Raw genomic sequence first — 13245 nt, forward strand, 5'->3', positions numbered from 1 at the left:
GTGAAGAAAAACCGTCATAGCAGAGACATGCAAAATCATAAAAAGCCTATGAATAAAAAGGTGCTGGAGGAAGAGTTCTCAAGTGAACTTGGGGATTACAATGCCGGGAAGATCATCGAAACGCTGGAAGTCACCAAGCCTGAAAAGAAAAAAGAAAAAAAACAAAAATAAAAAACAAAAATAAAAAAGACCTCTTAGGCGGCGTCCGCTTAAGAGGTGCTTTTTCTATTTTAAATAAGCATTTTTGCCCGTTCCTCTGACAAATTGCAATAAGCTGGTCATCCTCAGCTCAATGAAGGGCTGAGCGACTGTCTTAACAAAGTTGCTGGAGAGGACTGATGTCAGGGCTGCTGTTAAAAGCAAGAGGATCACTAAGCTTTGATAGTCAGTAAGCCAATCCTCAAGCCCGACCTGCCGTAATGTTTTAATAATAAACCCGTGAAGCAGATACACGTAAAATGTCCGGGTTCCCCATTTGGTAAAGAAATACCGTTTTTGCGGAACAAGCGCTAAAAAGCTGAAGGTTGCCCCAAAGGCGAGTACATACCAGCCGATTCGGGATAGTCCGCTTACCAGGGTAACGTCTCCAAATGAAGAATACGGTTTTGAACCAAACAGAAAAGAATAGTCAAAATCGATGCCCCAGCAGATGACGAATACTGCGGCAAGCACTCCGAGCGCAATTTGTTTACCGCGTTTTGATCTCAATAAATCAAAATGATGTTTATTTAAATAAAAACCGACAAGGAACATCGGTAAGAATACGAATGTCCGTGACAAGCTCAGCGTGCTGCTGACAAAGTCCAGATAACCGATCAGCACGGCGATTCCGCAGCTGACAAACAGCGCCCACTGTTTTGAAAGCTTTGAAAAAGGATATAGGAGCAGGTTCCAAAAGAATAAGCTTACAAGAAACCATAACGACCATTGCGGATCAATCGGGTTCACATTTGCCATGCTTTCATCTTGCATAATGTAATAAAAGACGGAATAAATGATTTGGAAAATCAAATACGGAATAATCAGCTTGACCGCCAGCTTTTTTACATATCCCGCCCGTTTAAAGCCTTTCGCGAAATAACCGGATACAAGAATAAATGCAGGCATATGGAATGTGTAAATGAACTTGTAGAGGTAGAGCATAAAATGATTATCATTAATAAAGGAACGAAGGATATGACCGAATACAACAAGGAATATCAATAAAAATTTTGCGTTATCGAAATAACTGTCCCGCGATTTACTCATAGCATCACCTTCTCTTTCATCAGTCACTAAGAGATTATTCCCTGCTGGTACATATTTTAAAATAAAAGATGAAAAAGGAATCTAAAAAAATGCTGATTGTTAGGTCGATGTAAAGTGACGGTAAGGATCGTAGAAAATGTCTTCGTAATGTAATGGCGCTGAAATTTTCTGAAATTTATAGGGCAAATGAAGGAAGTTCCCGCATTTTGTAGAAATATTGAGGGATAGGTTTTGAAGAAGGAGTGTACATGCATGGAAACTCTTGGTGTCCAGACAAACTCGGAGCTGCGAGAGGAACTGAATCGCCTCAAAGAAGAAAACGCGCGACTGAAAAAGGAATTGAATCAGCATCAAGTGATTGTCAACAATACGCTCGATGCTATTTTTATTTGTGATAACGAAATGCGGATTGTTCAGGCAAATGAAGCAACAGAAAGGATGCTTCAAGTTGACTCGGAAGATTTGAAAAAGCGTTCTGTCTTGGATTTTTTGTTTTCCATCCCAAAGGATGAACTGAATCTTTCCGTAAAGAAGTTTTTTAAAAAAGGCTTTCTGTGGAAGGAGGTTCCGATCAGGCTTGATTGCGGGGCAACAAAATACATAGAGTTTCTGGCCAAAAGAGGTATTGGCGAGGATTTCTTTTTTGTTGTCATGAGGGACATATCTTCTAAGAAGATTCTGGAGCGGGAATTCTCTATGAATGAACAGCTTTTTAAGGACTTGTTTGACAGAGCAGTTGACGGAATCGTCCTGTTTGATAAAGATGGCGGTTTTATTGATGCCAATTTGTCCTTTTGTAAAAGCTTTGAAATCAATCATAATGAGCTGTCTCATTTATCTTTGTATGAGTTCATAGACAGCGGCTCACGAAAAGATTTCGACAATATCTGGAAGGCGCTCAACCGCAAGGGAAAAACGAAGGGGGAGCTGCCTGTCAAGCTTCGTTCAGGAGTTCAAAAACTATTTGAATTCACGATTACATCAAACATCATCAGCGGTTTTTATATGTCCATTATGAGGGATATCACAGAGAAGCGGTCTATGGAGCTGCAGCTCTTTAAAAGTGAGGAGCGCTTCAGAGAAATCTTTGAAAATGCAATGGACGCCATCATCATCTGGTCGAATGACGGAAGAATCGTAAAAGCGAATCAATCAGCCTGTAAAATTTTTGAGCTGCCGATGAATTTGCTGTTGAAAAGAAAGCTGTGTGATTTTCTCGTTGACTCGCAGCAGAAATACAGCATAACGAAAAGGAAATACGCAAAATACGGAGAGATCAGAGAAGAGCTGCTGTTTCAAATGGGGAACGGGCAATTCAAAGAGCTTGAATTTACTTCAAAACGGACAATCCTTGAAAATCAGCATTTGACGATCTTAAGAAATGTAAGCGACAGAAAGCGGATGGAAAAGGAGCTTCGGGAAAGCGAGCTGAAATTCAGAAAAGTGTTCAACGGCTCAATGGACGGCAATGTATTGTTCGACAATCAATACAGGATCATTGACGCCAACCCGTTAGCAAGCCATATTTTGGGCCTGTCACATGAAGAGATCAAACAGCACAGCCTGTTAGATATTATTTCTGCTTATGAAATAGAAAATCTGGCATCACCGGCAAGGCAGATTAATTTTGATGAAATGGACAACGAAATTCCATTTTTGCTGAGCAGCGGTGATAACAGAAAACTCGAATTCTCATTTAAACGGAATATTATTCAAAATATGAACTTGGCTATCTTTAAAGACGTAACAGAGCGAAAAGAATTGGAGGAGCGCCTGCGCAAATCAGATACCCTTCATGTTGTCGGCGAACTCGCAGCCGGCATTGCTCATGAAATCAGAAATCCGATGACTGCTCTTAAAGGCTTCATTCAGCTTCTGAAAGGGAGTGTCGAGGGAGACTACGCCCTTTACTTCAACGTGATCACCTCAGAACTAAAGCGCATCGAATCCATCATCACCGAATTCTTGATTTTAGCCAAGCCCCAGGCCATTATGTATGAGGAAAAACATGTTACCCAAATTATGAGGGACACGATAGACCTTCTAAATGCGCAAGCCAATCTCAGCAATGTACAAATGCAACTTGATTTAATTGACGACATTCCCCCGATTTACTGTGAACCGAATCAGCTGAAACAGGTTTTTATCAATATATTAAAAAACGCCATCGAAGTGATGCCTGACGGCGGAAATATTTTTGTAACGATAAAGGCATTGGATCAAGATCATGTTCTAATCTCCTTAAAAGACGAGGGAATCGGAATGACAGAAGATAAATTAAAGCGACTTGGTGAACCGTTTTATACGACAAAGGAACGGGGAACTGGACTTGGGCTTATGGTAAGCTATAAAATTATTGAAGAACATCAAGGCGAGATTATGGTAGAAAGTGAAGAAGGGAAGGGCACCGTTTTCCATATTACGCTTCCTGTCAGACAGAATGCTGAAGAAAGAAGGAATGATGAATGAACTACTATACGACAGCCGAAACGCCGCTCGGTGAACTTATCATTGCCGAAGAGGAGGACCGGATCACTCGTCTATTTCTCAGTCAGGAAGATTGGGTGGATTGGAAAGAAACGGTTCAGAATACTGAGCATAAGGAAACACCTAATCTTGCAGAAGCGAAACAACAGCTTCAAGAATATTTCGCAGGCGAAAGGAAGACATTCTCCCTGCCGCTCAGCCAAAAGGGCACTCCTTTTCAGCAAAAAGTGTGGCAAGCGCTGGAGAGGATTCCATATGGCGAATCCCGAAGCTATGCGGATATTGCCGCTGCTGTCGGCAGTCCGAAAGCGGTGCGCGCTGTCGGGCAGGCTAATAAACGTAACGACCTGCCGATTTTTGTCCCGTGCCACAGAGTGATCGGCAAAAACAGTGCGTTAACAGGATACGCCGGAAGCAAAACGGAGATCAAAGCATTTTTGCTAAACATCGAGCGAATCTCCTATAAAGAAAAATAAAACATATGGCACGTTCCCTTTTTTCACGGCCGACATATCATTTTATTAAGTTAAAAAAGTTGGTCTGATGAAAAAGGAGGACAAAGCAATTGAAGCCGAGCCGCTCTGAGAAACTTGCCGTTTTTGCCGAACTGTTTGTGAAACTGCATATCTTATCAAGCGCTCAAAAAGATGAAATCATCAATGTTAACAAAAAGAAACAAAAAAACCGCTGACTCGGCTCCAAATGAGCAAAGTCCAGCGGTTTTTTAATGCACCTTTTCTCCTTTAAACAGCTGTTCAATCTCTTCTTCATAGTTTCCGGTCATAATCCCTTTTTCTGTGATGATTCCTGAAATGAGATCATGAGGTGTAATGTCGAAAGCGGGATTAAAGACAGGCACATTGGATGGAGCGGTCCGAACTCCGGAAATCTGCCTGACTTCCTCGGGATCTCGTTCCTCTATCGGGATATCAGCGCCGCATTTGACCTTTGTATCAAATGTAGATAAAGGTGCGGCGACAAAAAACGGAATATCAAAGGCGTTTGCTAAAATAGCAAGACCGTATGTGCCGATTTTATTTGCCGTATCACCGTTCTTTGCAATTCGGTCGGCTCCGACGATAACAGCGGAAATTTGTTTTTCCTTCATCGTATGGGCGGCCATGCTGTCTGTGATCAGAGTGACATCAATGCCCCCCTGCATCAGCTCCCAAGCAGTAAGGCGTGAACCTTGCAGGACAGGCCTTGTTTCACAGGCATAAATGTGTAATCCCAAATCTTTTTGTTTGGCCAAGTAAAACGGAGCTAGCGCCGTTCCATAGCGGCTTGTCGCGATTGAGCCGGCATTGCAGATCGTCATGATCCTGTCGCCTTTTTTGAAAAGCTGCAGGGCGTTTTGGCCGATCAACCGGCACGTTTCCTCATCCTCGACCTGAATCTGAATGGCTTCATGGACAAGGTTTGTTTTTGCTTCATTTACGGAAATCGCGTTTTCGACCGAATGACTCAGTCTCTCAAGCGCCCATGACAAATTAATGGCGGTAGGCCGTGAGCTGTTTAAATATTGTTTGATGTCTTCCAGTCTGCGGCGGAATTCCGTGACATTGTCTGTTTCAATGTCTTTGGCAGCAAGCGCCAGTCCGAAGGCAGCTGTAATGCCGATCGCCGGAGCGCCCCTTACTTTGAGCGTGACAATCGCATCAAATACATCCTCTTTCGTCGTCAGCTCCAAATATTCCGTCTCATCAGGAAGCTTTTGCTGATTTAAAATGGTAATAGCTGTTTCTTTCCATTCAACAGAACGTGGAACAGCAAATGAATGGGTCATGAATAGATCATTCCTTTACAAGTAACTTAAATAATTCAATAACATCTGTTATCGTTTTGAATTCCGAACGTTTTTCGATAAAGGCTGTGCCGGTTTCGAGCGCCAAGCGTTTTCTGCCGATTCGTTTATCAAACGGCACGATCGTATCCAGGTCAGCTACATGGGCAAGGCCGATCGTGCGTCGTATCAGCTCACAGCCCGCAAATCCGATTGCTTCTTCAAAAATATGGCTGAGCGTATCAGTGAGGTAACCGTCGATGTTGGCGTAAACATCCAGACTGTCCTTCTGCCAGGCTTCACTAAACGTCTCCTTAAACGTTTCCCAGACCTGGTTGACATGTTCATATAACGGCTCTCTGTCAGCCTCGTCACGGCTGAGTGCGTTCAAAAATAAGTTGGCGATAAATTGCCCTACATCAAAGCCGATCGGTCCGTAAAAAGCAAACTCAGGATCAATCACCTTTGTTTCGTGCTCACTTGCGAAAATGCTTCCTGTATGCAAATCACCATGAATCAACGTTTCTGCAGACGTTAAAAATGACTTTTTCAGCTTAGCGGCTTCGATTTTAACGCTGTCATTATTCCAAAGCTTTTCGACAAAAGGACGAAGCTCTTCTTCAAAATCATTTGTGTCATGGTCGAAGAAAGGATCTGTAAAAACAAGTCTTTCCGTAATGTCGCATAGCTCTGGATTTGTAAACTGTTTAACAAGCTGTTTTTTCACCTTAGGTTCAAGCGCGTAATCTGATGAGTAGAAAAGTGTTTTTCCTAAAAATTCACCGATGTGCTGCGACAGATGAGGATAGTTTTCACCCTCAATGAGTCCTTTTCTTGCGATCTTGAGATGAGAGAGATCCTCCATGACGGTAACCGCCATTTCCGTATCAGAATAAAACACTCTTGGAACCAGGTGAGGCACATGCTCGCCCTGACGGATGAGAGCGCTGCTTTCGATTCTTGCACGGTCGATTGTCAGCGGCCAGCTTTCTCCCACCACTTTTGCATACGGAACCGCCTGTTTAATGATCAATGCTCTGTCATGTTCTTGATCATAAATATGAAAAACGTAATTTAAGTTGCCGTCTCCAATCTCCTGGCATGTCAGCGTGCTTTTGCTTGGAAATAGGCCAAGCTTCACCGCCAACGCCACAGCGGAGCTTTCATTTAACGTTTCGTATAAAGGTGTTTTTGTGACTCCCATCATCATAACCTCCAATTATGTAATTAATTAATATGTGGCTGTAAAAAAGCCTCCTTCTCAGAGAGAAGGAGGCTTAACATCTATGTCCGCCTCTCTTATCTCTCAGATCAGATCTGAATGGAATTAGCACCGTGCCTTAAGAGACCAGCGTCTCGGCGCGAAAAAGATGCGCCCCATTTCACAATGGAATTACGGTCGGTTGCTGTTGGGGTCAAAAGGCCAAATCCCTCGCCCAACTCTCGATAAGAGAATATATTCACTTGTTTGACAATTCTAATTTATCAGTTGATGAACATGGTAACAGGTAATTTAGTTAGTTGTCAATATATTTTTTAATATAAATCTTTTCTGATATCATCGAAAACAGGAATGCTCTCCCGAACTTCTGCGCTTTCTTGAAGGTCGATTTCCGCTCGGACTATGCCTTCTTCCCGGCCGCCTTCAGCAAGTACACGCCCCCATGGATCAATAATCAGGCTATGTCCTGCAAATTCATTATCCGGATTTGAACCGGTACAATTGCAGGCTGCGACAAAGCATTGGTTTTCAATGGCTCGCGCAATAAGCAGGCTTTTCCAATGATCAAGGCGGGGAAGAGGCCATTCCGCAGAAATAAACAGCACGTTGGCGCCTTTTGTCGTATGTTTTCTGATCCATTCCGGAAAACGGATATCGTAACAGATCAATCCAGAGCTTTTGACGCCGTCAAGCTCAAAGTATCCGTCTTCGGAACCGGCTGATAAATACAGATGCTCATCCATCAGCTGAAAAAGATGGGCTTTTCTGTACTCTTTAATGATTTGCCCTTCCTTATCCGCGATGTACATTGTATTATAAACATCAGAATTCTTCCTGACAGCGACCGATCCGGCGACAATATGAACACCATGTTTTTTTGCCGTTTTCTTCAGCCAGCTCTGAGCGGAGCGGCCGTCTTCATCAGCGAGTTCATCAAGATTGGCCAGATCATATCCGGTCGTCCATAATTCAGGCAGAACAAGAACATCAGCATGTTTGCTTTCTTTTTCGATGAAAAATTCAGCCTTTTTTATATTTTCCGAAGGTTTTCCGTATGAAATATCAAATTGAAGACAAGATATCGTCCATTTCATCTTTTTAACACCCCAAATTTTTCTTTACTTTTTTCATTTAACCATATATGATGATGGACTATCATTTCAAGATTTTTTTAGAAGGAGAGAATAGATGAAATTTGAACAGTCTCATGTATTGAAGGAATTGCCTAAACAATTCTTCGCTTCTTTGGTGCAGAAAGTGAACCGAAAGCTCGCAGAAGGACATGACGTTATCAATCTGGGACAGGGAAATCCAGATCAGCCGACTCCTGAACATATTGTTGAGGAGATGAAACGAGCTGTCGCTGATCCTGAGAATCATAAATATTCGTCTTTTCGCGGCTCATACCGTCTGAAGTCAGCGGCTGCTGCATTTTACAAAAGAGAATACGGCATTGATCTGGATCCGGAAACCGAAGTCGCTATATTATTCGGCGGAAAAGCCGGTCTAGTCGAGCTCCCGCAATGCTTGTTGAATCCCGGTGATACGATTTTAGTTCCCGATCCGGGTTATCCTGATTACTGGTCGGGTGTCACACTTGCAAAAGCAAAAATGGAAATGATGCCGCTCGTAAAGGACAGGGCGTTTCTCCCTGATTACAGCAGCATAACCGCTGAAGTAAGGAAACAGGCGAAATTGATGTATTTAAATTATCCGAATAATCCGACCGGAGCTGTTGCTACTTCCGAGTTCTTTGAAGATACCGTGCGTTTTGCGACTGAAAACGGAATCTGCGTCGTTCACGATTTTGCTTACGGCGCTGTCGGATTTGACGGCTGCAAGCCTTTAAGCTTTTTGCAGACTGAAGGTGCGAAGGATATCGGAATTGAAATTTACACGCTGTCAAAAACGTATAATATGGCAGGATGGCGGGTTGGCTTTGCCGTCGGAAACGCTTCGGTCATTGAAGCGATCAATCTTTATCAAGACCATATGTTTGTCAGTCTTTTCAGAGCGACTCAGGAGGCTGCAGCAGAGGCACTGTTAGCCGATCAGACGTGTGTGGCAGAGCAAAATGCCAGGTATGAGAGCAGGAGAAACGCTTGGATCACGGCATGCCGGGAAATCGGCTGGGATGTAACAGCTCCCGCAGGTTCTTTTTTTGCATGGCTGCCTGTGCCTGAAGGCTATACTTCTGAGCAGTTCTCAGATCTTTTGCTGGAAAAAGCGAATGTGGCAGTTGCGGCTGGAAACGGCTTCGGTGAATATGGCGAGGGCTACGTCAGAGTCGGACTTTTAACAAGTGAAGAAAGACTTAAGGAAGCCGCTTATCGAATTGGCAAACTGAACCTGTTTACCCAAAAAAGCATTGACAAGACCTTATAACGATGGGATAATTCAAAATAATTTATAAAATCTATATTTTCTTATCAAGAGCAGGCAGAGGGACGAGCCCGATGAAGCCCGGCAACCGACTTATAAAGCACGGTGCTAATTCTTGCAGCTAGCGGCTGAGAGATAAGATTCGGACGAGAAACGAAACCTCTTTAGACGCGATTGCAGTTTGAAGAGGTTTTTTGATATGGATGAAAATGAAAGGAGCTCTGGCATGAGTGAGTTATTAGCGACATATCTCCTGACCGAACCGGGAGCCGATACAGAGAAGAAAGCAGAACAAATCGCAACAGGATTGACAGTAGGCTCCTGGACTGATCTGCCCCTTGTAAAACAGGAGCAAATGCAAAAGCACAAGGGGCGGGTGATAAAAGTTGAGGAGAGAGAGGGAACTGCTGCATCAGAAAAACAAGCGGTCATCACAATTGCCTATCCTGAAATCAATTTCTCTCAGGATATTCCGGCTTTGCTGACAACAGTGTTTGGCAAGCTGTCCCTGGACGGAAAAATCAAATTAATCGATCTTCACTTCTCTGAAGCATTTAAGCGTGCACTGCCGGGACCGAAGTTTGGCGTATACGGCATCCGGAAGCTGCTGGGAGAGTTTGAGAGACCGCTGTTAATGAGCATATTTAAAGGCGTAATCGGAAGGGACCTGAGTGATATTAAAGAACAGCTCCGGCAGCAGGCGCTTGGCGGAGTTGACTTGATTAAAGACGATGAAATTTTCTTTGAGACTGGTCTAGCGCCTTTTGAAACAAGAATTGCAGAAGGAAAGCAAATATTGAAAGAAACGTATGAACAAACTGGACATAAAACGCTGTATGCGGTGAATTTGACCGGACGTACGGCTGATCTGAAAGACAAAGCGAGACGCGCCGCCGAGTTGGGAGCGGATGCGCTTTTGTTTAATGTCTTCGCTTACGGCTTGGACGTTATGCAAGGCCTTGCGGAAGATCCTGAAATCCCAGTTCCGATTATGGCGCATCCAGCAGTGAGCGGAGCGTTTACGTCTTCTCCGTTTTACGGTTTTTCTCACGCTCTTTTACTAGGAAAATTAAACCGATATTGCGGTGCTGACTTCAGCCTCTTTCCATCTCCATATGGTTCGGTTGCGCTTCCAAGAGCAGATGCACTGGCGATTCATGAAGAATGTGTGAGAGAGGATGCTTTTAACCAAACATTTGCGGTTCCGTCAGCAGGCATTCATCCCGGCATGGTTCCGCTATTAATGCGTGATTTCGGCATAGACCACATTATTAACGCCGGAGGAGGCGTACATGGACATCCGAACGGTGCCCAAGGCGGGGGGCGAGCGTTCAGAGCCATTATTGATGCGGTCCTAGAGGCCCAGCCGATTGATGAAAAAGCCGAACAATGCAAGGATCTTAAGCTTGCGCTAGATAAATGGGGAAAGGTTGAAGCCGTATGACGACTCGAAAACCTTTTATTATTTGTGATTTTGACGGAACAATCACGATGAACGACAACATTATAAATATCATGAAAACATTTGCTCCCCCAGAGTGGGTGGCATTAAAAGACGGCGTACTTTCCAAAACGCTGTCGATCAAGGAAGGTGTCGGGCGGATGTTCGGCCTTCTGCCCAGCCGTTTAAAAGAAGAGATTACAAGTTTTGTATTGGAAGATGCAAAAATCAGGGAAGGCTTTCGGGAATTTGTAGCATTTATCAATGAGCACGAGATTCCGTTTTATGTCATAAGCGGTGGAATGGACTTTTTTGTATATCCTTTGCTTGAAGGCATTGTGGATAAAGACCGCATTTATTGCAACCATGCTTCATTTGACAATGACTATATCCATATTGACTGGCCTCATTCCTGCAAGGGCACATGCAGCAATCAATGCGGGTGCTGTAAGCCGTCGGTCATCCATGAACTTTCTGAACCGAACCAATATATCATCATGATCGGTGATTCGGTTACAGATGTGGAGGCAGCAAAGCTGTCTGACCTATGCTTTGCAAGGGATTATTTATTAAACGAATGTCGGGAGCAAAACCTCAATCATCTTCCGTATCAAGATTTTTATGAGATCAGAAAGGAAATTGAGAATGTAAAGGAGGTACAGGAATGGCTGCAAAACAAGAACGCTGGCGAGAGCTCGCTGAAGTAAAACGGGAATTGGCAGAGAGAGATTGGTTTCCGGCTACTAGCGGTAATCTGTCAATTAAGGTTACAGATGAGCCTTTAACATTTCTCGTCACTGCAAGCGGAAAAGATAAACGCAAAGAGACGGTTGAAGATTTTCTGCTGGTCGATCAAAACGGAGAGCCTGCTGAAAGCGGGCATTCTCTGAAACCGTCAGCAGAAACGCTTTTGCATACACATTTGTACAATAAAACCAATGCCGGATGCTGCCTGCATGTCCATACGGTAAACAATAATGTGATTTCAGAGTTATACGGAGACCAAAAGAAAATCACATTCAAAGGCCAGGAAATTATAAAAGCACTCGGCTTGTGGGAAGAGAACGCAGAAGTGACCGTTCCGATTATAGAAAATCCGGCACATATCCCGACGCTTGCGGCACTGTTTGCGGAAGAGATTTCAGAAGATTCAGGAGCTGTTCTGATCCGAAATCATGGTATTACGGCTTGGGGGAAAACAACATTTGAGGCAAAAAGAGTGCTTGAAGCGTATGAATTTTTGTTCAGCTACCATTTGAAATTGAAAACACTCCAGCATCAGCTGGTTAAATAAAAGGAGGAATTGAAATGGCTACAATTCGAATTCATGATGAGGCAAATACAACGATTGAAAATCAAGAGGAAGTGGCAAGCTTTCTGGACAGTCAAGAGGTTATTTATGAGCAATGGGATATCACGAAGCTTCCGGAACATCTCTCAGAGAAATATGACCTGACAGAAGAAGAAAAACAGCAAATTCTTGATACCTTCGAAACTGAAATTAAAGATATCTCAACCCGCCGCGGCTATAAAGCACAGGATGTTATTTCATTGTCAGACAGCAATCCGAAACTTGATGAACTGCTTGAAAACTTTAAAAGAGAGCATCACCATACAGACGATGAGGTTCGTTTTATTGTAAGCGGACACGGTATTTTTGTCATTCAAGGCAAGGACGGCACGTTTTTTGATGTCCGTTTAAACCCTGGAGATTTAATCTCCGTGCCTGAGAATATCCGCCATTACTTCACGCTTCAGGAGGACCGCAAAGTTGTCGCGGTGAGAATTTTTGTCACAACTGAAGGCTGGGTTCCGATTTATGAAAAAGACAGCGTGAATCAATAAGCATGAGAAAGCCCCGTTCATCGAACGGGGCTTTATATATTTATTGCAAACGCCACTTTTCATACTGTGACAGTTCTTTTTTAATCAGTGTCCAAATCAAACCTAAAACAGCTGCATCGTCAATGAACCCAAGACCGAGGATTACGTCTGGAATGATATCGAGCGGCATGACGATATACAGGATTGCGGCAGTTAACAGCAAAAGTGTTTTAACCTGTGAACGAGGGTAGTCGCCATTTCGCCAATCGCGAAGCATCTGAAAAAAAGTAGTGATGTGCTGGATACATTTTTTTCGGTTTTTCCTCTTTAAAATCGCTTTTCCGCCTGCCGCTCCGAGCATTATTGCTTTCTTTTTCTTCATTGGGCATACCTCCTGCCTGGCGGCGTGTTTAAGATATTCTTCACCTGGGTATTGTTCTTCTAATCCTATCAATATATCTATTATACCTGAAAAATTAACTTATTTAATGAAAATATGTTTACAAATAAAGTATAATCTGTAATAATGCACAATAACCCAATCAAACTTGTTTCCTATTTCTTAGCGGCGAGGGGTGAAGTGAATGGGCGGTTCTTCTGAACAAGAAAGATTGTTGGTGTCTATTGATGAAAAAAGAAAGTTAATGATAGATGCCGCTAGAAAGCAGGGATTTACAGGGCATGACACGATCAGGCACAGTCAGGAGCTGGATTGTTTAATAAATGAATATCATCAGCTTATGCAAGAAAACGAACATTCCCAAGGGATTCAAGGCCTTGTAAAGAAATTAGGCTTGTGGCCCCGCAGAGATGTTATGCCAGCATATGATGCAAATAAATAGCGGCCTATCAGATGCA

General features: G+C 43.3%; 15 protein-coding genes and 2 riboswitches. Of the genes, 10 read left to right on the top strand and 5 right to left on the bottom strand.

The genetic code is table 11. The features are described from left to right. The gene (locus M1D65_RS07295) at positions 1-171 is read left to right on the top strand and encodes a hypothetical protein (protein ID WP_166853401.1); all 171 of its coding nucleotides are present in this window, start codon (positions 1-3) and stop codon (positions 169-171) included. 54 nt (positions 172-225) lie between these two features. On the opposite strand, the gene M1D65_RS07300 is transcribed toward M1D65_RS07295, so the two are convergent. After that, positions 226-1248: an acyltransferase family protein gene (locus tag M1D65_RS07300; protein ID WP_003245573.1), complete on the bottom strand. Its 1023-nt coding sequence runs from the start codon at positions 1246-1248 to the stop codon at positions 226-228. A gap of 252 nt (positions 1249-1500) precedes the next feature. On the opposite strand from M1D65_RS07300, the gene kinE reads away from it, so the two are divergent. From kinE to M1D65_RS07315, 3 genes are all read left to right on the top strand, one after another. Next, positions 1501-3717 carry a sporulation two-component system sensor histidine kinase KinE gene (gene kinE, locus M1D65_RS07305; protein ID WP_064671317.1) on the top strand — a complete coding sequence of 739 codons (2217 nt, stop codon included), beginning with the start codon at positions 1501-1503 and terminating at the stop codon, positions 3715-3717. After that, positions 3714-4211 carry a methylated-DNA--protein-cysteine methyltransferase gene (gene ogt / locus M1D65_RS07310; RefSeq protein ID WP_003232502.1) on the top strand — a complete coding sequence of 166 codons (498 nt, stop codon included), beginning with the start codon at positions 3714-3716 and terminating at the stop codon, positions 4209-4211. Before kinE ends, ogt begins: the two co-directional genes overlap by 4 nt. An 89-nt stretch (positions 4212-4300) precedes the next feature. After that, positions 4301-4426, top strand: coding sequence for a hypothetical protein (locus M1D65_RS07315; protein ID WP_003232500.1), 126 nt, complete (start codon positions 4301-4303; stop codon positions 4424-4426). Between the two features lie 33 nt (positions 4427-4459). On the opposite strand, the gene mtnA is transcribed toward M1D65_RS07315, so the two are convergent. From mtnA to M1D65_RS07330, 3 genes are all read right to left on the bottom strand, one after another. Beyond that, positions 4460-5521: an S-methyl-5-thioribose-1-phosphate isomerase gene (gene mtnA, locus M1D65_RS07320; protein ID WP_003232498.1), complete on the bottom strand. Its 1062-nt coding sequence runs from the start codon at positions 5519-5521 to the stop codon at positions 4460-4462. Positions 5522-5528: 7 nt separating this feature from the next. After that, positions 5529-6722: an S-methyl-5-thioribose kinase gene (mtnK, locus tag M1D65_RS07325; protein WP_032725589.1), complete on the bottom strand. Its 1194-nt coding sequence runs from the start codon at positions 6720-6722 to the stop codon at positions 5529-5531. A 92-nt stretch (positions 6723-6814) separates the two neighbouring features. After that, positions 6815-6971, bottom strand: a riboswitch (SAM riboswitch). An 83-nt stretch (positions 6972-7054) separates the two neighbouring features. After that, on the bottom strand, positions 7055-7834 hold the full coding sequence (locus M1D65_RS07330; protein WP_003232495.1) for a carbon-nitrogen family hydrolase: 780 nt from the start codon (positions 7832-7834) through the stop codon (positions 7055-7057). Between the two features lie 94 nt (positions 7835-7928). On the opposite strand from M1D65_RS07330, the gene mtnE reads away from it, so the two are divergent. The 5 genes from mtnE (at position 7929) to mtnD (ending at position 12408) form a co-directional block, all read left to right on the top strand. After that, positions 7929-9125 (top strand): methionine-glutamine aminotransferase, encoded by a 1197-nt coding sequence (gene mtnE, locus M1D65_RS07335; protein WP_456270826.1) that lies wholly within the window; start codon positions 7929-7931, stop codon positions 9123-9125. A gap of 38 nt (positions 9126-9163) precedes the next feature. Continuing rightward, a riboswitch (SAM riboswitch) is annotated at positions 9164-9264 on the top strand. Between the two features lie 84 nt (positions 9265-9348). Then, positions 9349-10566 carry a 2,3-diketo-5-methylthiopentyl-1-phosphate enolase gene (gene mtnW, locus M1D65_RS07340; protein ID WP_015483161.1) on the top strand — a complete coding sequence of 406 codons (1218 nt, stop codon included), beginning with the start codon at positions 9349-9351 and terminating at the stop codon, positions 10564-10566. After that, the gene (gene mtnX, locus M1D65_RS07345) at positions 10563-11270 is read left to right on the top strand and encodes a 2-hydroxy-3-keto-5-methylthiopentenyl-1-phosphate phosphatase (RefSeq protein ID WP_014479627.1); all 708 of its coding nucleotides are present in this window, start codon (positions 10563-10565) and stop codon (positions 11268-11270) included. Before mtnW ends, mtnX begins: the two co-directional genes overlap by 4 nt. Beyond that, entirely contained in the window at positions 11228-11857 is a 630-nt protein-coding gene (locus M1D65_RS07350) for a methylthioribulose 1-phosphate dehydratase (protein WP_456270827.1), read from the top strand. The genes mtnX and M1D65_RS07350 overlap by 43 nt, the downstream gene beginning before the upstream one ends. A 14-nt stretch (positions 11858-11871) precedes the next feature. Then, positions 11872-12408, top strand: a complete 537-nt coding sequence (gene mtnD, locus M1D65_RS07355; RefSeq protein ID WP_003232483.1) for an acireductone dioxygenase — start codon at positions 11872-11874, stop codon at positions 12406-12408. A 40-nt stretch (positions 12409-12448) separates the two neighbouring features. On the opposite strand, the gene M1D65_RS07360 is transcribed toward mtnD, so the two are convergent. Beyond that, entirely contained in the window at positions 12449-12769 is a 321-nt protein-coding gene (locus M1D65_RS07360) for a YkvA family protein (RefSeq protein WP_003232481.1), read from the bottom strand. Positions 12770-12971: 202 nt separating this feature from the next. On the opposite strand from M1D65_RS07360, the gene spo0E reads away from it, so the two are divergent. Then, positions 12972-13229, top strand: coding sequence for an aspartyl-phosphate phosphatase Spo0E (spo0E, locus tag M1D65_RS07365; RefSeq protein ID WP_003218598.1), 258 nt, complete (start codon positions 12972-12974; stop codon positions 13227-13229). Positions 13230-13245 lie beyond the last annotated feature (16 nt).

The sequence above is a fragment of the Bacillus sp. JZ39 genome, assembly GCF_053903145.1.

What these genes read in the sequence shown, in the direction of transcription:
- M1D65_RS07300 (WP_003245573.1), bottom strand. Translation starts at nt 1,248, where the DNA reads ATGAGTAAATCGCGGGACAGTTATTTCGATAACGCAAAATTTTTATTG.
- kinE (WP_064671317.1), top strand. Translation starts at nt 1,501, where the DNA reads ATGGAAACTCTTGGTGTCCAGACAAACTCGGAGCTGCGAGAGGAACTG.
- ogt (WP_003232502.1), top strand. Translation starts at nt 3,714, where the DNA reads ATGAACTACTATACGACAGCCGAAACGCCGCTCGGTGAACTTATCATT.
- mtnA (WP_003232498.1), bottom strand. Translation starts at nt 5,521, where the DNA reads ATGACCCATTCATTTGCTGTTCCACGTTCTGTTGAATGGAAAGAAACA.
- mtnK (WP_032725589.1), bottom strand. Translation starts at nt 6,722, where the DNA reads ATGGGAGTCACAAAAACACCTTTATACGAAACGTTAAATGAAAGCTCC.
- M1D65_RS07330 (WP_003232495.1), bottom strand. Translation starts at nt 7,834, where the DNA reads ATGAAATGGACGATATCTTGTCTTCAATTTGATATTTCATACGGAAAA.
- mtnE (WP_456270826.1), top strand. Translation starts at nt 7,929, where the DNA reads ATGAAATTTGAACAGTCTCATGTATTGAAGGAATTGCCTAAACAATTC.
- mtnW (WP_015483161.1), top strand. Translation starts at nt 9,349, where the DNA reads ATGAGTGAGTTATTAGCGACATATCTCCTGACCGAACCGGGAGCCGAT.
- mtnX (WP_014479627.1), top strand. Translation starts at nt 10,563, where the DNA reads ATGACGACTCGAAAACCTTTTATTATTTGTGATTTTGACGGAACAATC.
- M1D65_RS07350 (WP_456270827.1), top strand. Translation starts at nt 11,228, where the DNA reads ATGGCTGCAAAACAAGAACGCTGGCGAGAGCTCGCTGAAGTAAAACGG.
- mtnD (WP_003232483.1), top strand. Translation starts at nt 11,872, where the DNA reads ATGGCTACAATTCGAATTCATGATGAGGCAAATACAACGATTGAAAAT.
- M1D65_RS07360 (WP_003232481.1), bottom strand. Translation starts at nt 12,769, where the DNA reads ATGAAGAAAAAGAAAGCAATAATGCTCGGAGCGGCAGGCGGAAAAGCG.
- spo0E (WP_003218598.1), top strand. Translation starts at nt 12,972, where the DNA reads ATGGGCGGTTCTTCTGAACAAGAAAGATTGTTGGTGTCTATTGATGAA.